This is a genomic window from Paraburkholderia sp. 31.1, from assembly GCF_014397645.1.
Lineage (GTDB): Bacteria > Pseudomonadota > Gammaproteobacteria > Burkholderiales > Burkholderiaceae > Paraburkholderia > Paraburkholderia tuberum.
Map to the genome: position 1 here is coordinate 35104 of NZ_VZQN01000019.1, position 24635 is coordinate 59738.

23 protein-coding genes and 1 pseudogene are annotated in these 24635 nt (G+C 65.1%); 18 read left to right on the forward strand and 6 right to left on the reverse strand.

All coding sequences use genetic code 11. The features are described from left to right. The first annotated feature begins 420 nt into the window (after positions 1-420). From F6X37_RS16500 to F6X37_RS16555, 12 genes are all read left to right on the forward strand, one after another. A complete protein-coding gene (locus tag F6X37_RS16500) occupies positions 421-1191 on the forward strand; it encodes a ferredoxin--NADP reductase (protein WP_187612073.1) in 771 nt (256 codons plus the stop codon). A 403-nt stretch (positions 1192-1594) separates the two neighbouring features. Then, positions 1595-2482, forward strand: coding sequence for a sensor histidine kinase (locus tag F6X37_RS16505; RefSeq protein ID WP_187612074.1), 888 nt, complete (start codon positions 1595-1597; stop codon positions 2480-2482). Positions 2483-2492: 10 nt separating this feature from the next. After that, positions 2493-3149 carry a response regulator transcription factor RqpR gene (gene rqpR, locus F6X37_RS16510; protein ID WP_090802643.1) on the forward strand — a complete coding sequence of 219 codons (657 nt, stop codon included), beginning with the start codon at positions 2493-2495 and terminating at the stop codon, positions 3147-3149. Between the two features lie 300 nt (positions 3150-3449). After that, positions 3450-4841, forward strand: coding sequence for an amino acid permease (locus tag F6X37_RS16515; protein WP_187612075.1), 1392 nt, complete (start codon positions 3450-3452; stop codon positions 4839-4841). Between the two features lie 416 nt (positions 4842-5257). Next, complete coding sequence (locus tag F6X37_RS16520; RefSeq protein ID WP_184025999.1) at positions 5258-5779, forward strand: (2Fe-2S)-binding protein; 522 nt, start codon at positions 5258-5260, stop codon at positions 5777-5779. A 10-nt stretch (positions 5780-5789) separates the two neighbouring features. Further along, positions 5790-8171, forward strand: coding sequence for a xanthine dehydrogenase family protein molybdopterin-binding subunit (locus tag F6X37_RS16525; protein ID WP_187612076.1), 2382 nt, complete (start codon positions 5790-5792; stop codon positions 8169-8171). A 28-nt stretch (positions 8172-8199) separates the two neighbouring features. Continuing rightward, complete coding sequence (locus F6X37_RS16530; protein WP_187612077.1) at positions 8200-8997, forward strand: FAD binding domain-containing protein; 798 nt, start codon at positions 8200-8202, stop codon at positions 8995-8997. A gap of 168 nt (positions 8998-9165) precedes the next feature. Continuing rightward, entirely contained in the window at positions 9166-10047 is an 882-nt protein-coding gene (locus F6X37_RS16535) for an AAA family ATPase (RefSeq protein ID WP_090802637.1), read from the forward strand. 11 nt (positions 10048-10058) lie between these two features. Beyond that, entirely contained in the window at positions 10059-11324 is a 1266-nt protein-coding gene (locus F6X37_RS16540) for a vWA domain-containing protein (protein WP_187612078.1), read from the forward strand. Then, positions 11315-11929, forward strand: coding sequence for a CoxG family protein (locus F6X37_RS16545; protein ID WP_187612079.1), 615 nt, complete (start codon positions 11315-11317; stop codon positions 11927-11929). Before F6X37_RS16540 ends, F6X37_RS16545 begins: the two co-directional genes overlap by 10 nt. Further along, positions 11902-12924: an XdhC family protein gene (locus F6X37_RS16550; RefSeq protein WP_187612080.1), complete on the forward strand. Its 1023-nt coding sequence runs from the start codon at positions 11902-11904 to the stop codon at positions 12922-12924. Before F6X37_RS16545 ends, F6X37_RS16550 begins: the two co-directional genes overlap by 28 nt. 9 nt (positions 12925-12933) lie before the next feature. Continuing rightward, the gene (locus F6X37_RS16555; protein ID WP_187612081.1) at positions 12934-14832 is read left to right on the forward strand and encodes a DUF3857 domain-containing transglutaminase family protein; all 1899 of its coding nucleotides are present in this window, start codon (positions 12934-12936) and stop codon (positions 14830-14832) included. 11 nt (positions 14833-14843) lie between these two features. Here F6X37_RS16555 and F6X37_RS16560 read toward each other — a convergent pair whose 3' ends face one another. Further along, entirely contained in the window at positions 14844-15890 is a 1047-nt protein-coding gene (locus F6X37_RS16560) for a serine/threonine protein kinase (protein WP_410451373.1), read from the reverse strand. Positions 15891-16099: 209 nt separating this feature from the next. Then, complete coding sequence (locus F6X37_RS16565) at positions 16100-16312, reverse strand: hypothetical protein (protein WP_018419122.1); 213 nt, start codon at positions 16310-16312, stop codon at positions 16100-16102. A 246-nt stretch (positions 16313-16558) separates the two neighbouring features. Between F6X37_RS16565 and F6X37_RS16570 the strand changes: the two genes are divergently transcribed. The 4 genes and pseudogenes from F6X37_RS16570 to F6X37_RS16585 all read left to right on the forward strand — a co-directional run bounded on the left by F6X37_RS16570 (position 16559) and on the right by F6X37_RS16585 (position 19805). After that, on the forward strand, positions 16559-16729 hold the full coding sequence (locus F6X37_RS16570; RefSeq protein WP_187612083.1) for a hypothetical protein: 171 nt from the start codon (positions 16559-16561) through the stop codon (positions 16727-16729). Between the two features lie 111 nt (positions 16730-16840). Continuing rightward, positions 16841-17873, forward strand: a pseudogene (locus tag F6X37_RS16575) (efflux RND transporter permease subunit); the annotation flags it as partial. A gap of 241 nt (positions 17874-18114) precedes the next feature. Beyond that, entirely contained in the window at positions 18115-19296 is a 1182-nt protein-coding gene (locus tag F6X37_RS16580) for an MFS transporter (protein WP_410451374.1), read from the forward strand. A gap of 326 nt (positions 19297-19622) precedes the next feature. Continuing rightward, positions 19623-19805, forward strand: coding sequence for a hypothetical protein (locus F6X37_RS16585; RefSeq protein ID WP_090805541.1), 183 nt, complete (start codon positions 19623-19625; stop codon positions 19803-19805). A 100-nt stretch (positions 19806-19905) separates the two neighbouring features. Here F6X37_RS16585 and mgrA read toward each other — a convergent pair whose 3' ends face one another. After that, positions 19906-20949: an L-glyceraldehyde 3-phosphate reductase gene (mgrA, locus tag F6X37_RS16590; protein ID WP_090802624.1), complete on the reverse strand. Its 1044-nt coding sequence runs from the start codon at positions 20947-20949 to the stop codon at positions 19906-19908. A gap of 228 nt (positions 20950-21177) precedes the next feature. On the opposite strand from mgrA, the gene F6X37_RS16595 reads away from it, so the two are divergent. After that, positions 21178-21384 (forward strand): DUF3185 family protein, encoded by a 207-nt coding sequence (locus tag F6X37_RS16595; RefSeq protein ID WP_018419114.1) that lies wholly within the window; start codon positions 21178-21180, stop codon positions 21382-21384. A 31-nt stretch (positions 21385-21415) separates the two neighbouring features. Here F6X37_RS16595 and F6X37_RS16600 read toward each other — a convergent pair whose 3' ends face one another. Continuing rightward, the gene (locus tag F6X37_RS16600; RefSeq protein WP_187612085.1) at positions 21416-22177 is read right to left on the reverse strand and encodes a phytanoyl-CoA dioxygenase family protein; all 762 of its coding nucleotides are present in this window, start codon (positions 22175-22177) and stop codon (positions 21416-21418) included. 19 nt (positions 22178-22196) lie between these two features. Beyond that, complete coding sequence (locus F6X37_RS16605; RefSeq protein WP_187612086.1) at positions 22197-22658, reverse strand: hypothetical protein; 462 nt, start codon at positions 22656-22658, stop codon at positions 22197-22199. Positions 22659-22749: 91 nt separating this feature from the next. Between F6X37_RS16605 and F6X37_RS16610 the strand changes: the two genes are divergently transcribed. Continuing rightward, a complete protein-coding gene (locus tag F6X37_RS16610) occupies positions 22750-23118 on the forward strand; it encodes a hypothetical protein (RefSeq protein ID WP_187612087.1) in 369 nt (122 codons plus the stop codon). A gap of 233 nt (positions 23119-23351) precedes the next feature. Here F6X37_RS16610 and metK read toward each other — a convergent pair whose 3' ends face one another. Continuing rightward, positions 23352-24542, reverse strand: a complete 1191-nt coding sequence (metK, locus tag F6X37_RS16615) for a methionine adenosyltransferase (RefSeq protein WP_187612088.1) — start codon at positions 24540-24542, stop codon at positions 23352-23354. Between the last annotated feature and the right edge of the window lie 93 nt (positions 24543-24635).

Genomic DNA, 24635 nt, shown 5'->3' on the forward strand with positions numbered 1-24635 from the left:
ATGGCGCCGGCAGGGTTCCGCCCCATTTGCCAGTTTTATCAGCAGGGTCAATGCTGCGGCGCACGCCGCCTTTCGGTATCATCCTGAAAATGTTGCCCTTGCGGCGCGTCGCTTTCGCGCCTGCCGGGCAACCAATGGCAGCCGCCCTTCGCGGCGTTCGCCGAATCGCCGTACCCCGCTGAAGCACGGCCGCACTCACGCCAACGTACTTCGCGGCGCCAGCAAGCCGGCGCCGCCGCTTCCCGGTTTGGCAACCCGCTTTACCACGCTCGACCGCCGCGCCGCGGCCCCGCCCCGGCGGGCACGGTAAAATGACGGATTGCGCGGGAGTCCCGACCACGGGTCAGCGCAGCATCGCCCTTGCCGTGCCGGCCGGCTCAGACGACTGGCCGCCTTTGTTTTCGCACTATCCAAGAAGCCATGAGCAACCTGAATTCACAAACCGTCCTGAGCGTCCATCACTGGACCGATACGCTTTTCAGCTTCACCTGCACGCGCGATCCGTCGTTCCGTTTCGAAAACGGCCAGTTCACGATGGTGGGCCTGCAGGTCGAGGGCAAGCCGCTGCTGCGCGCATACAGCCTCGCCAGTGCGAACTACGAAGAACATCTCGAATTCCTCAGCATCAAGGTGCAGGACGGCCCGCTCACATCGCGTCTGCAGCACCTGAAGGTCGGCGACGAAGTGCTGATCGGCAAGAAGCCGGTCGGCACGCTGGTGGCCGACAACCTGCTGCCGGGCAAGACGCTGTGGCTGTTGTCCACCGGCACGGGCCTGGCGCCGTTCATGTCGATCATCAAGGATCCGGACATTTACGACCGCTACGAGCGCGTGGTCCTCACGCATACCTGCCGTTTCGTCGACGAACTCGCGTACAAGGAATACATCACCGAGCACCTGCCGGCGCATGAACACCTCGGCGAGTTCGTACAGGAAAAGCTGCTGTACTACCCGACCGTCACGCGCGAAGCGTTCCAGAACCGCGGCCGCATCACCGAGCTGATCGAAACCGAAAAGCTGTTCGCCGACCTCGGCGTGCCGGGTTTCTCGCTCGAGGGCGACCGCGTCATGCTGTGCGGAAGCCCGCACATGCTGCGCGACACGCGCAAGCTGCTCGAAGACGCGGGCTTCAAGGAAGGCAGCAACAACGAGCCGGGCCATTACGTGGTCGAAAAGGCCTTCGTCGGCTAAGCCGGCCGGCATTCTTCTTCGCGGCCCGCGCGCCGCGAATTCCAAAAAAGGAGCCGCCGGGCTCCTTTTTTTGTTGCTCCGTTACAAATTGGAGCGTGTTGCGTCACCTTCGCTGTCAGAATTCCTCTGACAGTACGAGTCCGCGGTAAACATCATGTAATCTCTGAAGACTCTGCGCTAAGCCTTGGTGGGACTGCTTTTTTAATATTTTTGAGATATCATCGCGCCGCGAGATCAGACGAATTCATGCACCGATCGTCGCCCACCAGAGTTGTTACTGAATGTAAATTTCGTTACGTTGGGCCATCGTGTTTCGTCCGACGCGAAACCTCGTGATTCGCGGGCTTTGATTCCGTCTGCGCGTGCCCGCTTCGCCGTCCACTCCGCCTCCTGAGGGAAATTCATGGATACGTCGACTGCCGTCCCGTTCAACGCTGCGCTGGCTTCGTCCGCGCAGCGTGATGGCTTCGACATGCCATCGCTCGCCGCGCGCGAGATCGAGCGGCTGCGCGCGCGGGTACGCGAGCTGTCGGCCGAATTGGTCGACGCGCAGGAAAGCGTGCGCCGTCACGTCGCGCGCGAGCTGCACGACGACGTCGGCGCCGAGCTGACTGCGACGCGCTTCGCGCTCGCCGGCATCGAAACCTGGCTGCCCGCCGACGCGCCGCCGCAATGCGCGGCCGCGCTCGCGGTCGCGAATCGTTCGCTCGACGCCGTGCAGGCGGCAAATCGCGACGCCATCGCGCAACTGCACGCGCCGTCGTTCGAGACAGGCCTCGCCGGCGCGCTGCAGTGCTGGGCCCGCGACTTCTCCATTCGCACCGGCTTGCGCACCACCTTCACCTGCAGCGGCGACGCGCGGCTCGCGCGCCTGCCCGCCGATGCCGCGCTCGCCGTGTTCCGCGTCGCGCAGGAAGCGCTGAACAACGTCGCGAAGCACGCGCGCGCGACCTGCGCCGACCTGCGCGTCGAAACCGGTGCGCGTCATCTGAGGCTCCTCGTCAGCGACGATGGCATCGGCCTGCCGCGCGGCGCGCGCGAACGCGGTGGCCAGAAAAAAACCGGCGATCATTTCGGCCTCGCCGGCATGCAGGCGCGCTGCGCCGCATTCGACGGCACGCTGCGAATCAGCGCGAGGCGCACGAGCGTCGGTCGTGGCGAGGACAGCGGCGCTGGCAACAACGGCGCCATCACCCCGCGCGGCACCCTGATCCAGGCCCGCTTCCCGTGGCACGCGCTGCTCGCGGCCGCCCCAACGCCGCGCTCCGCCCGGCGCGCGCTGCAATCGTGAGCCCGCGACCATGAGCCTGCGCATCCTGATCGTCGAAGATCACGCGGTGGTCCGCCAGGGCGTTCGCCATCTGCTGCTCGATCGCGGCGTCGCGCGCGAGGTCGCCGAGGCGCAAAGCGGCTCCGAAGCGCTCGACCTGGTCGTCCACCAGAGCTTCGACGTCGTGCTGCTCGACATTTCGCTGCCCGACATGAATGGCGTCGAGGTGCTCAAGCGTCTGAAGCGCAAGGCGCCGCGCGTCGCGGTGCTGATGTTCTCGATGTACCGCGAGGACCAGTACGCGGTGCGCGCGCTCAAAGCCGGCGCGTCCGGCTATCTGTCGAAGACGGTCGATGCCGCGCAGATGATCGGCGCGATCCAGCAGGTCGCGGCGGGCCGCAAGTACGTCAGCCCCGAGATGGCCGAGGCGCTCGCCGACTACGTGTCGTTCGACGGCGAGCAGTTGCCGCACGAAAAGCTGTCCGATCGGGAGTACCAGACGCTGTGCATGCTCGCGTCCGGCAAACGTCTCACCGATATCGCGGCCGCGCTGTCGCTGTCGGTGAAGACGGTCAGCGTGTACCGCACGCGGCTGCTCGACAAGATGAAGCTGCGCAACAACGCCGAGCTGACCTTCTATGTAATGAGCAACCGCCTCGTCGATCTGAATCCCGCGATGGCGGGCTAGCCCAGCAGGCGCCGCCAGCCGTGCCCGCGGCGTTGCGCCGCTGTCGTCCGATCGTGGCGCCGGCGCAATCGGAGAGATTCCATCCTCATCAATTGACTATTCAGTAAATAGCTTCACCGCCGCCCCGCTTCCGGCACCGCAAGACCTCCTCGAAATCACCTCCTGGCGGGAGTTTCCGCCCATCGCCTTGGCCCAGAAAGCGCCGCGCGCGAACCAGCCCGGCGACACGCATCCGCTAGAATCGCGGGTTTTCCCGACATTCGGCGCGCAACACGCGTGCACCACTGGAGACCCACGCCAATGTCCCTGTTTCGCAAAAAGAGCGTCGAGCACATGCTTGCGGCGAGCGCTCAGACCGCCGGCCTGAAAAAGGCGCTGGGCGCGCTCGACCTGACTTTCCTCGGCGTCGGCGCCATCATCGGCACCGGCATCTTCGTGCTGACCGGCACGGGCGCCTTACAGGCCGGTCCCGCGCTGATGATCTCGTTCCTGATCGCGGCGATCGCCTGCGGCTTCGCCGCGCTCGCCTACGCTGAATTCGCATCGACGATTCCGGTCGCCGGTTCGATCTACACGTACTCGTATGCGACGCTCGGCGAGCTGGCCGCGTGGATCATCGGCTGGGACCTGATGCTCGAGTACGGGCTCGCGACCTCGGCGGTGTCGGTCGGCTGGTCCGGCTATCTGCAGTCGTTGCTGTCGGGCTTCGGCGTATCGCTGCCGATGGCGCTGAGCGCAGCCCCGGGCGCCGTGCCCGGACACGAAACGCTGTTCAACCTGCCCGCCTTCCTCGTGATGATGGCGATCACCACGCTGCTGTCGCTCGGCGTGCGCGAATCCGCGCGAATCAACAACATCATGGTTGCGATCAAGGTCGTCGTCGTGCTGCTCGTGATCGGCGTCGGCGTGTTTCACGTCACGCCGGCCAACTGGCACCCGTTCATGCCTCACGGCTGGAGCGGCGTGTTCGGCGCGGCCGCGGTGATGTTCTTCGCGTTCATCGGCTTCGACTCGGTGTCGTCGGCGGCCGAAGAAGTGAAGAATCCGAAGCGCGACCTCCCGATCGGCATCATCGCGTCGCTCGGCGTGTGCGCGGTGCTGTATGTGGCCGTGGCCGCGGTCGTCACCGGCATCGTGCCGTCCGGGAAGTTCATGGGCATTTCGCACCCGGTGTCGTACGCGCTGCAACTCGCGGGGCAGAACTGGGTCGCCGGCTTCATCGACCTCGGCGCCGTGCTCGGCATGCTGACCGTGATTCTCGTGATGGCCTACGGTCAGACGCGGGTGATCTTCGCGATGTCGCGCGACGGCCTGCTGCCCGCGAAGCTGTCGAAAGTGCATCCGCGTTTCGCGACGCCGTTCTTCACGACGTGGCTCGTCGGCATCTTCTTCGGCCTGATCGGCGCGCTGGTGCCGCTCAATGTGTTGGCTGAGCTGATCAATATCGGCACGCTCGCGGCGTTCTCGATGGTATCGATCGCGGTGCTCGTGCTGCGCAAGACGCACCCAGAGCTGCCGCGCGCGTTCCGTTGCCCTGGCGTGCCGGTCGTGCCGGTGCTCGCGGTCGCATCGTGCCTGTTCCTGATGCTGAACCTGCAAGGCATCACGTGGGGCGCGTTCGTGATCTGGCTGCTGATCGGCATGGTCATCTATTTCGGCTACTCGCGCCGTCATTCGAAACTGGCAAAGTAATGCGCCGTTTCGATGAAGCCACGCCAATGAGCTGAATGCTCGCGAGCGTGGCCTCGCTTTCCGCTGATCTATCGATGCGCCCCGTCATGCTCCGCAGACGGGGCGCTTGTCTTTGCGGCGTCCCATTCCGTGGCCGCCGTGTTCTCTTCGTGCGCTCGCGCGCGCCGAACACACTTCCCCTCATAGCGCGCCCGCGCGATTTGTGCTTTACTTTTCGGCAGATTTGTAAAACCCGTAGCACCCTCATCGGACCTGGCGAATCGAAGTCAGCACGCAGTCGAAGCAAAGCAGGGGGCAATAACAATCACAGGTCCGGTCTCACCCACAGCAACTATCTTGCATGGGATCGTGGTCTGCGCCGAGGCAGGGATCGATACGCCGAAGCGCTCGCTCCGATCAATATAGGAGACAGCTTCATGGCGATCAGCATCAGTCTGACGGTCAATGGCGCGCCCGTGAGCGCCTCAGTCGACCCTGGCACCCTGCTTGTCCAATTCCTGCGCGATCAACTCCGTCTGACCGGCACCCATGTCGGCTGCGATACGGCGCAATGCGGCGCCTGCACCGTGCATCTGAACGGCCGCGCGATCAAGTCCTGCAACATCCTCGCCGTGCAAGCCGATGGCGCCGAGGTCACGACCATCGAAGGGCTCGCGCACAACGGCGCGCTGCATCCGATGCAGGCCGCGTTCAAGCACTGCCACGGTCTGCAATGCGGCTTCTGCACGCCGGGCATGGTGATGAACGCGGTGTCGCTGGTGCAGCGTCAACCCGATCTGACCGGCGACGAGGTGCGCGAGCAGCTCGACGGCAATCTGTGCCGCTGTACGGGCTATCACAACATCGTCAAGGCCGTGCTCGAAGGCGCCGCGGGTATGAAGTCCGCCGCATCGAGCGCATCTGCCGGCGCGAATGCCGCTGGCGCCACCGCCGCCTGAGGAGCCGACGATGAACGCACCCGATACACAGAGCCTGATTGGCGCCGCCGTCGAACGCAAGGAAGACTATCGCTTCCTGACCGGCAAAGGCCAGTACACCGACGACATCGTGCTGCCGCAGCAAACCTACGCGGTGTTCCTGCGCTCACCGCACGCGCACGCGAAGATCAGAAGCATCGACACGAGCGCGGCCAAACAGTCGCCGGGCGTGATCGCGATCTTCACCGGCGCGGATCTCGCCGCCGACAACGTCGGCGGACTGCCGTGCGGCTGGCTGATCCACAGCACCGATGGCAAGCCGATGAACGAGCCGCCGCATCCGGTGATCGCGCATACGAAAGCACGGCACGTGGGCGATCAGGTCGCGCTCGTGATCGCTGAATCGATCAAGGCGGCGAAAGATGCGGCCGAACTGATCGAAGTCGATTACGAAGAACTGCCGGCCGTCGTCGATACCGCGCATGCGGCCGACCCTGGTCAAGCGGCCGTGCACGACGAAGTGCCCGACAACGTCTGCTACAACTGGGGCCACGGCGACAAGGCCGCGACCGACGCCGCGTTCGCGAAAGCCGCACACGTGACCGCGCTCGACATCGTCAACAACCGCCTCGTGCCGAACGCGATCGAACCGCGCGCGGTCAACGCGAACTATTCGGCGCAGGACGAGAGCTACACGCTGTACGTCGCGAATCAGAACCCGCACGTCGAGCGGCTGCTGATGGCCGCGTTCGTGCTGTCGCTGCCGGAATCGAAGCTGCGCGTGATCGCGCCGGACGTCGGCGGCGGCTTCGGCTCGAAGATCTTCCTGTACGCCGAAGACGTCGCGCTCACCTGGGCGTCGAAGAAGACCGGCCGGCCGGTCAAATGGACCGCCGAGCGCTCCGAGGCCTTCCTCTCCGATGCGCACGGCCGCGATCACGTGACCAAAGCCGAGCTTGCGCTGGACGCCGACGGCAAGTTCCTCGCGATGCGCGTGCATACGATCGCGAACATGGGCGCGTATCTGTCGACGTTCGCGTCGAGCGTGCCGACGATCCTGTACGCGACGCTGCTCGCCGGGCAATACGCAACGCCCGCGATCTACGCCGAAGTGAAGGCGGTCTTCACCAACACCGTTCCGGTCGATGCGTATCGCGGCGCGGGCCGGCCGGAAGCGACGTTCGTGGTCGAGCGCCTGGTGGAAGCCGCGGCGCGCGAGATGAAAATCGACCCCGCGGAAATCCGCCGCCGCAATTTCATCACGCAATTCCCGTACGCGACGCCGGTCGGCCTCACCTACGACACCGGCGACTACAACGCGATCCTCGCGCGCGCGCTCACACTCGCGGACGTCGAGGGCTTCGCGGCACGCCGGCAGGAATCCGAAAAGAACGGCAAGCGCCGCGGCCTCGGCTACTCGTGCTACATCGAGGCATGCGGTCTCGCGCCGTCGAACATCGCGGGCGCGCTCGGCGCGCGCGCGGGCCTGTTCGAAGTCGGCCAGATTCGCGTACATCCGACCGGCTCGGTCACCGTGTTCACGGGCTCGCACAGTCACGGCCAGGGGCATGAGACGACCTTCGCGCAGGTGGTCGCGGACCGCCTCGGCATTGCCCTCGAAAGCGTCGAGATCGTGCACGGCGACACCGGCCGCATCGCGTTCGGCATGGGCACGTATGGTTCGCGTTCGATCGCGGTCGGCGGCTCGGCCATCTCGAAGGCGCTCGACAAGATCGAAGCAAAGGCGAAGAAGATCGCCGCGCATCTGCTCGAAGCGTCGGCTGAAGACATCGAGTTCAGGAACGGTGTGTTCCGCGTCGCGGGCACCGACCGCACCAAGGCGTTCGCGGAGATCTCGCTCGCCGCGTACGTGCCGCACAACTATCCGCTCGACGTGCTCGAACCGGGGCTCGAAGAAAGCGCGTTCTACGATCCGACCAACTTCACGTATCCGTCGGGTGCGTATATCTGCGAGATCGAAGTCGATCCGGACACCGGCGTCTCCCGCATCCAGCAGTTCACCGCGGTCGACGATTTTGGCAACGTGATCAATCCGATGATCGTCGAAGGTCAGGTGCATGGTGGGCTCGGGCAAGGCATCGGTCAGGCGATGCTCGAGCGCTGCGTGTACGACAACGACAGCGGCCAGTTGCTGTCCGGCTCTTACATGGACTACGCGATGCCGCATGCGTCCGACCTGCCCGACTTCACGGTCGAAACGTCGAAGGGCACGCCGTGCACGCACAATCCGCTCGGCGTCAAGGGCTGCGGCGAAGCGGGCGCGATCGGCTCACCGCCGGCCGTGATCAACGCGATCATCGACGCGCTCGCGCCGCTTGGCGTGACCAATCTGCAGATGCCGGCCACGCCGCATCGCGTCTGGTCCGCGATTCAAGCCGCGAAGCAAGCCTGACCCAACGATCCTGAGCGGAGCATTCGACATGTATTCATTCGAGTATCAACGCGCGACGGATCCGCAAGCGGCCGCCGCAGCCCTCACCGCCGACAGCGACGCGAAGTTCCTCGCCGGCGGCCAGAGCCTTCTGCCGACGATGCGCCTGCGTCTCGCGCAGCCGTCGCAACTGATCGACGTGACGCGCATTCCCGCGCTCAGGACGATCACCGTCGACGCCAGCATGGTGACGATCGGCGCGGCCGTCTGTCACGCGGACGTCGCCGAACACGCGGACGTGCGGCGCGTGTTGCCCGCGCTCGCGGAGCTGGCCGCGAATATCGGCGATCGCCAGGTGCGCGCGCTCGGCACGATCGGCGGCTCGCTCGCGAACAACGACCCGGCCGCGTGCTACCCGGCGGCGGCGATGGGCCTCGATGCGACGATCGTCACGGACCGGCGGCGCATCGCTTCGGCCGATTTCTTCGTCGGCATGTACGAGACCGCGCTCGCGCCCGACGAGTTGATCGTCGCCGTCGAGTTTCCGGTGCCCGAGCGTGCCGCATACGAGAAATTCCGCAATCCGGCCTCGCACTTTGCGCTGGTCGGCGTGTTCGTCGCGAAGGTCGCGAGCGGCGTGCGCGTCGCGGTAACGGGGGCGGCGTCATCGGTGTTTCGCGTGGCCGAGCTCGAAAGCGCGCTGTCGACGAACTTCACGCCCGAGGCGGCACGTGCAGTGAGCGTGTCGCCAGACGAGCTGAACGACGACATGCACGCGAGCGCCGCGTATCGCGCGCATCTGATTCCGGTGCTCGCCGCGCGCGCGGTCACGAAGGCAAATGCCTAGCGATCCTCGCCAGGCGCCCCGGCTTGCCGCGCCTTCACCACGGCGCGCGCAAGCCGGCTTCGTTCACTTCGCGAGCCGGCGCGACAGTTCGACGCCGGGCTCGCGGCCATTGCGTTCTTCACTCGCGCCACGCTTTGCCATGGCCTGTCGCGCAGATTCAGGACCACCATGCAGCCGGCTTCGATCGACGACACCCTCGCCCAACTCGCCGCCCAACGCTATTTCGCGAGCCGCGAGCTCGCGACCGCACTGTATCTCGCGCTGCGCATGGAGCGGCCGTTGTTCGTCGAAGGCGAGCCGGGTGTCGGCAAAACCGAGCTCGCGAAAGCCGCGGCGGGCATGCTCGGCACCACGTTGCTGCGGCTGCAATGCTATGAAGGCCTCGACACCGCGAGCGCGCTTTACGAATGGGACTACCCGCGCCAGATCATGGCGCTGCGGCTTGCCGAAGCGAGCGGCGAGCGCCCCGACAACGACACGCTATATCGTGGCGAATTCCTGCTGAAGCGTCCGCTTCTGCAGGCGTTGATGCCCGACGAAAACCATCCCGGCGCGCGGCGCGTGCTGCTGATCGACGAAATCGACCGCGCCGACGAACCGTTCGAGGCATTCCTGCTCGAACTCCTGTCCGACTTCCAGGTATCGATTCCCGAATACGGCACCGTGCGCGCGACGCAGCCGCCGCTCGTCATCATGACGTCGAACCGCACGCGCGAAGTGCACGACGCGTTGAAGCGCCGCTGTCTGTATCAATGGATCGGCTATCCGGACCGCGATCGCGAACTGGAGATCGTCGCCGCGCGCGCGCCGCAAACGTCGGCGCAGTTGCAGCGGCGCGCGGTCGACTTCGTGCATCGGCTGCGCGGCATGGATCTGTTCAAGGCGCCCGGCATCGCCGAGACGATCGACTGGTGCCGCGCGCTCGAAGCGCTGTCGGTCACGGAGCTCGATCCGCAATCGGTGCAGAACACGCTCGGCGTGCTGCTCAAGTATCAGGACGATCTCGCGCGTGTGGATGCCGCGCAGATCGCGCAGTGTCTGTCCGGGTGAGGGTGATTGGCATGACGAACGGAACCGGCTCGGGCAGGCTCGACGACACGAACCAGCACACTGCGCCCACGCTCGCGCGCAACGTCGTCCATTTCGTGCGCGTGCTGCGCGGCGCCGGCTTGCCGATGTCGCCCGCACAGGCAGTCGACGCACTCGCCGCGTTGCAGTGGATCGACCTCGGCCGCCGTGACGACGTGCACGCCGCGCTTGCCGCGCTGCTCGTCACCGCGCCCGACGAACGCGAACTCTTCAATGCCGCGTTCGATCTGTTCTGGCGCGACCCCGATTGGGAAGGCAAGCTGCGCGCGCTGCTGCTGCCGAAAGTGCGCGACGGGCTGCCACCGCCGAAGCGCAACAACCGTCTCGCCGATGCGCTCGCGGTGCGCATGCCACCGTCGCCGCATCTGAATGCGCCGCAGGAAACCGAACAGCACGAGTTGCATGCGCAGTTGACGTTCAGCGCAGAAGAGCGGCTGCGTCATCGCGATTTCGACACGCTGAACGCCGACGAATGGCGCACGCTGCGGCATCTGATTCGCGGCCAGCGGCTGCCGCTCGCAACCGAATCGACGCGGCGCCTGAAGGCGGCATCGCACGGCACGCATGCGGACTTGCGCGCGAGCGCGCGGCATGCGGTGCGCGCCGGTGGCGACTGGACCGTGTGGAAGTATCGCGCGAGGGTCGAGCGCAAGCCGCCGCTCGTGCTGCTGCTCGACATTTCCGGCTCGATGAGCAACTACTCGCGCGCGGTGCTCTACTTTTGCCACGCGTTGTTGCAGTCGCGCGAACGTCTGCAGGTGTTTCTGTTCGGCACGCGGCTCACGAACGCGACGCGCGCATTGCGCGAACGCGATCCGGACGTCGCGATCGCGACGCTCAGCGATCAGGTGGTCGACTGGTCGGGCGGCACGCGCATCGGCGCGGCGCTCGCCGAGTTCAACCGACGCTGGGCGCGCCGCGTGCTCACAGGTCGTGCGACGGTGCTGCTCGTCACCGACGGTCTCGATCACGAAGCGATCGACGTGCTCGATACCGAAATGGCGCGGCTCGCACGCTTCGCGCATCGCATCGTGTGGCTCAATCCGCTGCTGCGGTTCAGCGGCTTTACTCCGAAGGCGCGCGGCGTGCAGGCGATCCTGCCGTATGTCGACGCGCATCGTCCGGTTCATAATCTAGACAGTCTCGCAGCATTCGGCCACGATCTCGCGCAACTGACGCGCGCGCCTCGCCACGCCGTCGCCGCGACGACATTCGCAGGAGCAACGTCATGGAATTGAGCGAAATTCATACGCTGCCGGTCACGCAGCAGCAAACCTGGGACGCGTTGAACGACACCGAGATTCTGCGCGCTTGCATCCCCGGCTGCGAAAGCATCGACCCGGACGGCGAAAACGCGTACCTGGTCACGCTGAGCGCGGCGGTCGGCCCGGTCAAGGCGCGCTTCAAGGGGCGCATGCAACTGACCGATATCGACGCGCCGAACACCTACACCATTGTGTTCGAAGGCCAGGGCGGCGCCGCGGGTTTTGCCAAGGGCAACACGCACGTCACGCTCGAAGCCGACGGCGATGCCGCGACGAAGCTCTCCTACACCGCCAATGCGCAGGTCGGCGGCAAGCTCGCGCAGATCGGCTCGCGGCTCGTCGACGGTGCGGCGCGCAAGATTGCGGGGGAGTTTTTCAAGCGCCTCGGCGCCCAGCTCTCGGGAGACAATAGCGCTCATGAAACAGCGGAAGGCGACGCCCCGGTGCATACCGAAACCGAAGCCGAAGCCGCATCCGCCTCCGGGCAAACGGAATCGAACGAGGCCGCGGACGGCGAGTCCGGCGGCGAAGCAAAGAAAGGGAAGAAATCATGGACAGCGTGGATCTCGAAGTTCTGAAAACCAGCGCCCGCTGGCTGGCGGACGGACATCGCGCGCTCCTCGTGACGGTCGTGAAGACGTGGGGCTCGTCGCCGCGTCCCGAGGGCGCGATGCTCGCGGTGCGCGACGACGGCCTCGTGGTGGGCTCGGTGTCGGGCGGCTGCATCGAAGACGATCTGATCGATCGCGTGCGGCAACGGGGCATCGAGCAGACACATCCGGAGGCGGTGAAGTACGGCATCACGGCGGAGGAAGCGCATCGCTTCGGCCTGCCGTGCGGCGGCACGATCCAGCTCGTGCTCGAACCGTTGACGCGGCAAAGCGGCATCGCCGAGCTGTGTCACGCGGTCGAAAATGGCCGGCTCGTCGCGCGCGAACTCGACATGACGACGGGCGCGGTGCGGCTCGACGACGCACAGGCGACCGACGGCGTGCATTTCGACGGTGAGCGTCTGTCGACGATCCACGGCCCGCGCTACCGGATGCTAGTGATCGGCGCCGGGCAGTTGTCTCGCTACCTGTGCCATATCGCGGTGGGGCTCGATTATCAGGTGACGGTCTGCGATCCGCGCGAGGAATACACCGAGGAATGGGACGTGCCGGGCACGAAGATCGTACGCACGATGCCGGACGATACCGTGATCGACATGAAGCTCGACGAGCGCTGCGCGGTGATCGCGCTCACGCACGATCCGAAGCTCGACGATCTCGCGCTGATGGAAGCATTGAAGACGCCGGCGTTTTATGTCGGCGCGCTCGGCTCGCGCAGGAACAATCACGCGCGACGCGAGCGCCTGAAGGAGTTCGATCTGAACGAAGCCGAACTGGCCCGCTTGCATGGACCTGTCGGCATTTATATCGGCAGCAGGACGCCGCCCGAGATCGCGGTGTCGATTCTGGCGGAGGTGACGGCGGCGAAAAATGGCGTGTCGCTGCCGACGCTATTGCAGGTCGAAGGCGCCAAGGCCGCGCGGGAGATTGCGGCGTCGGGTGGCGCCGCTTACAGCGTGTAGCCCGTCGTCATGCGACTCTGCCTCGTGGTCCTTGCCTCCGCCGGCTGGCTGGCCGGCATTCACGCCGCGAGCGCGAGCGCGCCGCTCAACCTGGACGATCCCTACACCAACGAAGGCGAGACGCAGACCTTCACCGTCAACGCTGACGGCTCGTATGCGAAGCTCGATTCGATGACGCTGCGCGTGAACAACGAAGCCGGCGTCGAGCGGGTCGCTCAGCAATACGTCTGGTTCAACCGCAACATGGCCGACGTGCAGATCCTCGAGGCCTACACGGTCACCGCCGACGGCAAGCGTCACGACGTTGCGCCCGAGCAGATCCGCGACGTGCAGGAAGTCCGCTCGTTCGACGCGCCGATGTTCCAGGACATCCAGGAAAAGGTGATCGTGTTCCCCGCGGTCGAACCCGGCGCGCGCGTACATCTGACGTACCGCAAGACGCAGCGTCAGCCGATAGTGCCGGGCGAATTCAGCGACTTCACGCCGCCCGATCTCGCGCCGACCCGCAACTTCCGCCTGATCTACGACCTGCCCGCCGACAAGCCGCTGTATGCGGACGCGCGCGGCTTCAGCGCAGTGACACCGGTCACGCGCGACGACCGCACGCGTTACGAATTCCGCTATGACAAGGCACACTTCGACCGGCTCGAACGCGGCTCGGTCGCGTACGTGTCGTACGGTGATCGGCTGATGGTGTCGACCTTCCCGAGCTATGCCGCGTTCGCCGCCTCCTATCGCAGCTCCGCGGCCGACCCGGGCGCGCACGACGTCGCGATCACCCAGCTCGCGCAGCAGTTGACCGCGCACGATCACACCCCACACGACAAAGCCAAAACGCTGTACGACTGGGTTCGCCGCAATATCCGCTATGTTGCGATCTACGTCGGACGTGGCGCCGTCGTGCCGCACAGCGCGAGCGCGATTCTCGCGAACCGCTATGGCGACTGCAAGGACCACGTCGCGCTCTACGGCGCGCTGCTCGACGCGCTCGGCGTGCGCAACGAGCCGGCGTTGATCAGCAGCGGCACGATCTACACGCTGCCGAGCGTCCCGGGCTACGGCGTCATCAATCATGCGATCACGTGGCTGCCCGATTTGCAGATGTACGCGGATTCGACCGCGTCGAACGTCGAATTCGGTTTTCTGCCTTCGTCCGACATGGACCGTCCTACCGTGCTGATCGGCGACGGCGTGCTCGCGCAAACGCCGGCCACCGCGCAGATGTCGCGCAGCACCGATCTCGCGATCAAGATCGAACCGGATGGCTCGGCGAGCTTCACGTATCGGCTGCAGGATGCCGGGCCGTACGCCGAGCAGGCCCGCGCGCGGCTGCGCACGCAATCGCCCGCGCAACGCGAGGAATCGATTCAGGCCGAGTTACGCAACGCGAATCTGCGCGGCACCGCGACGCTGACGACGAGCGACCTCAGCGCGGCCGACGGCCCGCTCACGCTGACGATGAAAGGCACGCTCGAGAGTCTCGTGGTGACCGGCATGACGGCCTCGATTCCGGCCTTGACGAGCCTCGGCGGTGGCGTCGAAGCCGACACGCGCTACTGGCTCGGCGAACGCAAGCGCACGCAGCCGTTCGTGTGCCACAACCTCGCGATCCACGAACGCGCGCGCATCGAACTGCCGGCCAATTTCCGCGTGCTCGACATGCCGGAGGCGCAACGCACGCAGGACCGCTTCGTCGATTTCACGTCGCAGTACGCGTTCGACCCGCGCAGCAACGTGGTCACGATGACGCGCGACGGCGCCACCCATTTCGACAGCGACGTCTGCACGCCCGACGATTTCACGCGCATGCGTCCCGCGATCGAAGCGATTGGGCGGGACGTGCGCGCGGAGGTAATTGTCAGATCGACGTTGGTGGAGTCGTCGAATGTGGCGTCGCAGGCGCCTTGACCGTCAACACGTCAAACCGGCCACAACGGCCCTTCCTGCATCGCGCCGATCTGCTCGCGCATCTCGAGGATGCGATCTTCCCAGTAGCGCTGTGTGTTGAACCACGGAAACGCAGCCGGAAACGCCGGATCGTTCCAGCGGCGCGCGAGCCATGCCTGATAGTGAATCAGCCGCAACGTGCGCAGCGCTTCGATCAGATACAGCTCGCGCGGATCGAATTCGCAGAAATCCTCGTAACCGGCGAGCAGATCGGCCAGCGCGCGCGACGCCTCCGCACGCTCGCCCGGCAGCAGCAGCCACAGATCCTGAATCGCGGGCCCCATGCGGCTGTCGTCGAAATCGACGAAATGCGGGCCCGCGTCGGTCCACAGCACGTTGCTCGGATGACAGTCGCCGTGCAGACGCAGCCTGCGAATCTCGCCAGCCCGCTCGAACGCACCCGCGACGCCTTCGAGCGCGAGATTCACGACGGTTTCCCACGCGGTGCGCAGATCGTCGGGAACGAAACGGTGCGCGAGCAGGAAGTCGCGCGGCTCGTAGCCGAACGTGTCGATGTTTAGCGTGGGACGTTCTACGTAGTCCTGGGTCTGCCCGAACGCATGAATACGTCCGATGAAACGCCCCAGCCATTCCAGCGTGTCGCGCCGGTCGAGATCCGGCGCGCGACCGCCGCGTCGCTCGAAGACCGAGAAGCGGAAGCCGTCGAAGCTGTGCAGCGTGCGGCCATCGAGCACGCGCGCGGGCACGGCTGGGATCTCGCGCGCGGCGAGTTCGGCGACGAACGCGTGCTCTTCGAGAATCCCCGCGTCGCTCCAGCGCTCGGGACGATAGAACTTCGCGACCACGGGCGGACCGTCTTCGACGCCGACCTGATACACGCGATTTTCATAGCTGTTGAGCGGCAGCAGACGGCCGTCGGTACGCACGCCGGTCGTTGCGAGCACGCCGTCGATCGCGTCGAGCACGGTTTCCGGCGTGAGCCGCGCGAATGGCACGGCGCCATCGGCGCCGGCCTCGGGATAGGAATTGTCGGGAATGGTGTCGTTCATGCCCCGCATTGTGCGCCGCGCCGCGGGTAAAGACGAGGGCGACGACTCACAATGCGTGGGTGGCATCGCTAGAAATACGGGCTGATTTGGGACCCGCCGTGAATCGACGCGCGCATCGGCCCACGGCGATGCTGGCGAGCCGATCTCACCTTACAGCATCACTACAGCCCGCACCTGCGGATCACACAACGGCAATGAGCAACCGGTAAGCCTCTCGTTCAATGCGTCTGCGCGCCGGCCGGACGTATCAGGTCGCCGGTATCGATCAGATCTTCCAGGAAAAAGGGTTCGGTATTGAGTTGCTGCGAGGCGCCGGGCTCGCCGGCGTACCATGCCACCATCGCCATGTCGCCAAGAATGCGCATGACGATTCCGCGCGCGCCTTGCGGCACGGCGATATGTACCGATCGGACAATGGAACCGACTTCCATGATAATTCCCCGCTTCCCTTAGCCGGCTTTATGATTTCACGCCGGTCGAGGTGATGATAAAAACGCCGCTTCGCATTTGACGTTGCGTGCGCACTTAATCTGTCGCGCGCATGGCGCGTAAGAGGTTCGAGTCATTGTTCCCGCTTTGCGGGGCTTTGGGAAGGCGAATAGAAGGCTTTCACCCGTCGTTTCGCCCTATTCCCATTACGCTGAGCACGGCCGATTATCTCGGCGTCAGACGTCGTAATGCAGACCATCATAAACCCTGCGGGGGGAGACATCAAAAACGTGCACTGCCGGAACGATCTGCCAGATGCGGACGCCGCGCAGCTTCGCACCTGCCTTCGCGCCGAGGTGCGCGCCTGCGTTTCCGATCCGCGCGGCGCGGTCGCCGCTCGTTTCATTCGTCTGCGCTAGTCATGTGGATCGTTCGTCTCGCGCTACGGCGCCCCTATACGTTCGTCGTGCTGGTGCTGCTGTTGCTGATCGTCGGACCGTTGACTATTCTGCGCACGCCCACCGACATAGACCAACGTCGTGCGCGTGAACGGCCAGCGCGCCGCACTGCTGACGATCAACAAAAGCGGCAACACGTCCACGCTCGATATCGTCGACCGCATCAAGACGATGATGCCGACGCTGCGCAATCTGGTGCCGCCGTCGCTGAATATCGACCCCGTCGCCGAACAATCGCTGTTCGTGCGGGCATCCGTGCAGGGCGTATTGCGTGAAGCGCTGATCGCCGCGTGCCTGACGGGCCTGATGATTCTGCTGTTCCTCGGCAACTGGCGCGCGACGCTGATCATCGCAGTATCGATTCCGTTGTCGATGATCACGTCGATCATCGCGTTGTCCGCGCTCGGTCAGACGATCAACATCATGACGCTCGGCGGCCTCACGCTCGCGGTCGGGATTCTCGTCGACGCTGTCGATCTGTATCGTGTTCGTGCCGATGTTTCTGCTCACCGGTGTCGCGCACTATCTGTTCATTCCGCTTGCCGAAGCGGTGGTGTTCGCAATGCTCGCGTCGTACTTCTTCTCGCGTACGCTCGTGCCGACGCTCGCGAAGTATCTGCTGCGCTATCACCACAAGCCCGCGGATTTACATCACACTCCGGTGCAAACGCGCAATCCGTTGATGCGCATGCACTACGCGTTCGAGCGCGGTTTCTCGCGTTTGCGCGAGCGCTACCGCGTATTTCTCGAAGCGCGAGTCGCGCGACCGGGACTGTTCGTCACGCTGTTTCTCGCGTGCTGTTGCGCGTCGCTGTTGTTGCTGCCGTTTATCGGCCGCGACTTTTTCCCCGCCGTCGATGCCGGCACGATCGCGCTGCACATGCGCGCGAAAACCGGCATGCGCGTCGAGGAAACCGCGGTGCTGACCGATCGTGTCGATGCGCGCATCCGTCAGCTGATTCCGGCCGGCGAGCTGCATTCGATCATCGATAACATCGGTCTGCCGGTGTCGGGCATCAACCTTTCGTACAGCGACACGGGCACGATCGGCACATCCGACTCGGACATCCTGGTCACGCTGAACCCTGATCATCATCCGAGTGCCGGGAGACAGGCGCGCGACGTGCTGCGGATGGAGCGCTGCGGGTCACCATTGGCACGTCGCGTTGCCCGCGACGCCGGCTTGAAACGCGTTTTCAGCGTATCCTTAACACTTTTGCGCGTTTCCGTGTGACCCAAGGAGTTTTGTTGTGACCCTGCCGCCGCAATCCCAGCGGACTGCATCTGCCGTTCCCTCCCGCGGCGCAGCTTCAGCTGCTTGCGCAAGCACCACCACCGCGTCGGACATCCCTTATCTCGAACGCGGCTCGCGCGCGTACTGGCGTGCCAGCCTCGCGCTGTTGTTCGCCGGCTACGCGACGTTCTCGCTGCTCTACTGCGTGCAGCCGCTGCTGCCGTCGTTCTCCGAAGCGTTCAACGTGACGCCGGCGCAAAGCAGTCTGTCGTTGTCACTATCCACTGCTGCACTCGCGCTCGCGATTTTCGTCGCCGGTTTCGTCTCCGAGGGTTGGAGCCGGCACAAGCTGATGACGCTGTCGCTGACGGTGTCGTCGGTGCTGACGATTGGCGTATCGGTCGCGCCGCACTGGCACCAGCTGCTCGTGCTGCGTACGCTCGAAGGGCTCGCGCTCGGCGGCGTGCCGGCCGTCGCGATGGCTTATCTCGCCGAGGAAGTGCATCCCGACGGCCTCGGCCTCGCGATGGGCCTGTACGTCGGCGGCACGGCGATCGGCGGCATGGCCGGGCGGGTCATCACCGGCGTGGTCGCGGATCTGTTTTCGTGGCGCATCGCGATCGGCACGATCGGCGTGCTCGGCCTGCTGTCGATGCTCGCGTTCCGCGCGCTGCTGCCACCGTCGCGCCATTTCGTGCCGCGCCGCGGGCTCGGCTTCGCGCATCACCGCATGCTGCTGTTGCGCCAGTTCACGCGACCGGGTCTGCCGCTGCTGTTCCTGCTCGGCTTCGTGCTGATGGGCAGCTTCGTCACGCTGTACAACTACATCGGCTACCGGCTGCTCGCGCCGCCGTATCGGTTGAATCAGACGGAGATCGGCGCGATTTTCATCGTCTATCTGGTTGGCGTGGTCGCGTCGCCATGGTCCGGGCGCATGGCCGACACGTTCGGCCGCGCGCGCGTGCTGATCGGGAGCCTGCTGCTGATGGTGCTCGGCCTCGCGCTGACGATGCTGCATCCGCTCGCGGCGATCGCGACCGGTATCGCCTGCGTGACGTTCGGGTTCTTTGCCGGGCATTCGGTCGCGAGCGGCTGGGTCGGGCGTCTGGCGAAAGACGCGAAAGGCCAGGCCGCTGCGCTGTATCTGCTCGCGTACTACATCGGCTCGAGCCTGGTCGGTTCGTATGGCGGCCATGTGTGGGCCGGTCATGGCTGGAACGGCGTCGTCGGGCTAGTCGGTGCGCTGCTCGTGATCGGCTTGATCGCGGCGAGCCGCCTGCGCGGGCGCGAATAGCCCGGCGCATCGGTCGCGTCGCGCGGTGCGGGCACCGCGAGCCGGCCGCAATCAGCCAACCCGCATGGATCGGCGGCAAAACGAAAGGCTTGCGTAAGCGAACGTTTGCTATTTTCCGCCGCGTTTTGTTGCGCCGCGCCAATCGCCGCGGGCCGCGCCGCGCCTGGGTTCAGCAGCTTACGAATAAGCGCCGACGCGCCGGCTGGCGCCGTCGCGCCGCTCGATCGGTCTCCTATACTCGATTCGTGCAATGGCGCGGCATGATTTCGAAGCCGCGGCCTCTGCCTGAACGACACAGCAACCATCCCGCATGGGAGGAGACGAAGATGACCTACTTTACGATCGGCGATTTCATCCTGGTCATTCCGATGGCATTGGCCGGCGCGCTATTCGTCGGCGCGCTGCCCTGCAAGACCGAGTTGCGACACAACGGGCTGCGTGTGCTGGGCGCGCTGATCGGTGTGATGTGCGCGGTGGCGCTGGTCGAGGGTCTGCCGGCGCTCGTGTAGCGGCGCGGCGAAATACCTGCAGAAAAGCCGCACGCTGAGCGTGCGGCTTCGTTTTGCCCTTGCGTCCGTCCGCCTGTTGCGCGGACGGCTCCTCACGCGATCAGATCGCCTGATCCGTCGACGGCTTTTCCCACAGATTGATCCCGCCTTCGGTCGCATAGCGATCGATTTCGGCGAGTTCGTCGGCCGAGAATGCGAGCTTCTTCAGCGCGCCGACGTTCTCGCGCACCTGCTCCGCGCGGCTCGCGCCGATCAGCACCGAGCTCACGCGTGGATCGCGCAACGCCCACGCGAGCGCCATCTGCGCGAGGCTCTGACCACGGCGCTGCGCGATGTCGTTGAGCTTCCGAACGTGCTCGATGTTCCGCGGGCTCAGATGCTCGTCTTTGAGCGAACCGCCGCCCGGCTTGTTGACGCGCGCATCTTCCGGCACGCCGTTCAGGTACTTGCCGGTCAACAATCCCTGCGCGAGCGGCGTGAACGCGATCGTGCCCGCGCCGACTTCATCGAGCGTATCGAGCAGGTCGTGTTCGATCCAGCGGTTCAGCATGTTGTACGACGGCTGATGGATCAGCAGCGGCACCTTGTATTCGGCGAGCAGCTTCGCCATTTCGCGCGTCTTCGCCGACGAGTACGACGAGATGCCGATATACAGCGCCTTGCCCTGCTGCACCGCGCTCGCGAGCGCGCCCGCGGTTTCCTCGAGCGGCGTGTGCGCGTCGAAGCGATGCGAATAGAAGATGTCGACGTAATCGAGGCCCATGCGCTTCAGGCTCTGATCGAGACTCGCGAGCACATATTTGCGCGAGCCGCCGCCCTGGCCGTACGGACCGGGCCACATATCCCAACCGGCCTTCGACGAAATCAGCAACTCGTCGCGATACGGTTTGAAATCGTCCTTGAACAGACGGCCGAAGTTGGTTTCCGCGCTGCCGTACGGCGGGCCGTAGTTGTTCGCCAGATCGAAGTGCGTGATGCCGAGGTCGAAGGCCGTGCGCAGGATGTCACGCTGCGTCGAGATCGGCGTGGTGTCGCCGAAGTTGTGCCACAGGCCGAGCGACAGCGCCGGCAGTTTGAGACCCGACTTGCCGCAGACGCGGTATTGCATGTCCGAATAGCGTTCTGAAGCTGCTTCGTAAGCCATTGCTAGTGTCCTTGTCGATGAGATCGCCCGAGGATGGCGGGCGTGAGGATTCGCGCGTTGCGGGAGGCGTGCTGCTGGGGAGATTTGTTGTCGTGGTGTCGCCGCGGTGCGGCCAGACCGCTATGTTAGCCAATCGACGCGGCGCTTGCAGCGCAACCAGTATGCGGGATGGACGAGCACGCACGCCTCACCTACACTCTCGCCGGTTCAGGTTGATGGGAGGTGCAGATGACGAAAGCGATTTCGATCGCGCTGATTGTCGGCGGTATCGTGCTGCTGTATTTCGGCGGGCAGGCGTTCAATTCGGTGAGCAGCGACGTGTCGCGCTTCTTTACCGGCTCGCCGAGCAACAAGGCGATCGTGCTGATCGTCGCGGGCGTGGTGGCGACGCTCGCCGGGCTGACGGGAATCGCGATGTCGGGGCGCAAGCGCTGAGCGTCGGCGCGAGGCCCGCGACCACAATAATCTAGAACGCGATTTCGGGCTTCGCGGCCGAGCGCGTGCCGGGCAGGGGCACATTGCTTGCGCCGTGATAGGTGAACACCAGCGAGAACTTCACCTGGTCGCTCAGATTCTTGCCGGCCGAGTGCAGCGTGTTGCAGTGAAAGAACACCACGTCGCCAGTCTTCAGCTCGGGCGACACCGCCGTGCGGATCGCGGCGTCGTTCTCGGCGAGATCCGTGCGGAAAAACTTCGCTTCGTCGAAACGGTCCGATGTGAACGCGGCGCCGTGCGATTGCGGCACGAACCACAGCGCGCCGTTATCGACTGTTTCCGGGCCGACCGCGAGCCACACCGACATCAGGTCGTCGCGCTCGAACGACCAGTAGCGCACGTCGCGATGCCAGCCGGTCAGGCTGCCGTACGCGGGGTGCTTGGTCATCATGCAGTTGTGATGCGCGCGCGACAGACGCGGCTCCTCGCCAAAATACAGCTCCATCCAGCCACGGATTTCGGACGCGGTCGCCCATTGCGCGAACGCGGGGTGACGACCGTACGCGTCGAGCAGGCGCCGCACCGTATGTCCGCCCGGAGCATCCTTCGATGACGGCGCGCCCGGATACTGCAAATCCGCTTCGAATTCGATCGGCGCCGCCGCTTCCTGCAGTTGCCGCTGCGCGATCCGCTTCAGCTCGTCGCAACGCTCGGGCGACACGAGTCCTGGCACGACGACAAAACCCTGCTCCCGCAACGTTTGAATCTGCTCTTTCTTCGAATGGAGTGACATGGCGTTCCGTTACCGTCGACTAACTGATGTTCGATTGTAAAACGGGCGCGATCGGGATGCGTTGGTTCACCGCGAGAGGCTCCTGCGTCCCGCTGATCTTTTGCGCCGGTCGCCTTCGCTTTTCGCGGCGCGCCAATGCACCGGTTTCAGGCGCGCGGCGCGCCCGCACCGCACATTCGCTGGGCAAACGCGCACGCAAATCGCCCGTAAGGGGTGACAGCAAACTGGCATCCGCGACGATTCGATCCACGGAGAAATCTGGTTCGCGCAGGGTATTAACCGACTTTCTAACGTCACGATTCCCATGTAGCCTGCTCGCATGTCGATCGCCGCTTACGCAGTTTTCTGTTGTGCGCAGGCCGTCAGGGCCCGTGCCGTCGGTTTCTCCGCGTTGTACCTTCGCTGCGCTGTGCGCCGTGTTTCGCGTCGCAATCTCCTGCGCCACGACCCGCACCGAATTTCCCGCTTTCAGGCCGTTCATCGCAACCCCGTCATTGGCACATATGGTGCTGTTTGTCCGTGCACATCCGGTGCACGCGCCGACGTGCGGTTCATTGCCTAAATGTGAAGCCATGCATACTCTTTTGAGCACCCGTCTTACCCGCGCCGCGCTGAAAGCGGCGCGTCCCGCGCGCCGCCATATGATGCGGGCGCTGCGCCATCATGCCGCGCGCACCCGCGCGCTCGGCGAGCAGTGGCGCGACGCGAAGGCCGTCGACGGCTTTCGCACCTGGTTCCATACGTTCTTCTCGGCGCTACGCCAGCAGAGCGGCACGCGCCGTCTGTCGCTGCGCACGCTGCTGCGCAAACCGACACCGTTGCGCCTCGCGGTCGCGAAACGCGCACCGGCGGTGCGCACGCCTGCGAGCCGCCGACCGCGTCGCCTGTCGGCGAGCAGCGGCGGGTGGTTCGCGTTTGCGTTTGCGTTTGCGAGCCGGTGAGATTGCTGGGCCGGTGAGTTGCAGTTGCGCGTTGAGTGGCTAGACCGCTGATCTGCCGACCGGCTGGCCGTTCACCGCTGGGCTGACTTCGAGAGCACCGCAAGACTTCGAGCGCGCCGCCTCGACGACGTGCTTCGCGCGGCAGCATCGCTACGCCATCGATAGACAAAAACAAACCCCGCCGGCTCACGCCGGCGGGGTTTGTTTGCTTTCAAGCGGCGATCGGCTCGCCCTTATTCGGCAAGCGCCGCGACCGGCTCAGTGCCTGCCGCTTCGGCGAGTGCGAGCGCCTTGTCGGTGGCTTCCCACGTGAATTCCGGCTCTTCGCGGCCGAAATGACCATACGCCGCGCTCTTCTCGTAGATCGGGCGCAGCAGGTCGAGCATCTGGATGATGCCCTTCGGACGCAGGTCGAAATGCTGACGCACGAGTTCCGTGATCGTCGCATCCGACACGCGGCCGCTGCCGAACGTGTTGACCATCACCGAGGTCGGCTGGGCGACGCCGATCGCGTACGACACCTGGATCAGGCAGCGCGATGCGAGGCCCGCGGCCACGATGTTCTTGGCGACGTAACGGCCGGCGTACGCTGCCGAGCGGTCCACCTTCGACGGATCCTTGCCCGAGAACGCGCCGCCGCCGTGCGGCGCCGCGCCGCCGTACGTATCGACGATGATCTTGCGGCCCGTCAGACCGCAATCGCCCTGCGGACCGCCGATCACGAAACGACCGGTCGGGTTCACGAGGAACTTGATGTCACCCTTGATCAGCTCGGCCGGCAGCGTCGGCTTGATCACTTCCTCGATCACCGCTTCGCGCAGCGTGTCGAGCGCGATGTCCGGCGAATGCTGGGTGGACAGTACGACGGTGTCGATCGAATGCGGCTTGCCGTCGACGTAGCGCACGGTAACCTGCGACTTGGCATCCGGACGCAGCCAGGGCAGACGGCCGTCGCGGCGCAGATTGGCCTGACGCTCGACGAGGCGGTGCGACAGGTGGATCGGCAGCGGCATCAGTTCCGGCGTTTCCTCGCACGCGTAACCGAACATCAGGCCCTGGTCGCCCGCGCCTTGATCGAGGTTGTTGTCGTGCGCGCGGTCCACGCCCTGGGCGATGTCCGGCGACTGCTTGTCGTAGGCGACGAGCACCGCGCAGCCGCGGTAGTCGATGCCGTAGTCGGTGTTGTCGTAGCCGATGCGCTTGATCGTGTTGCGCGCGATCTGGATGTAGTCGACGTTCGCGGTGGTGGTGATTTCACCGGCCAGCACGACGAGACCCGTGTTGCACAGCGTTTCGGCCGCGACACGCGAGTACTTGTCTTGAGCGAGGATGGCGTCGAGGATCGCGTCCGAGATCTGGTCCGCGACTTTGTCGGGATGGCCTTCGGAAACGGATTCGGAAGTGAAGAGATAGTCGTTTGCCACGTTGCAGACTCCTGTTAGTGGTTACGGTTGCGTTCCACGTAGCCGACTTCGGGAGTCTGAAGCGGCGACGCTTTAGCGGATTACCTGACCGAT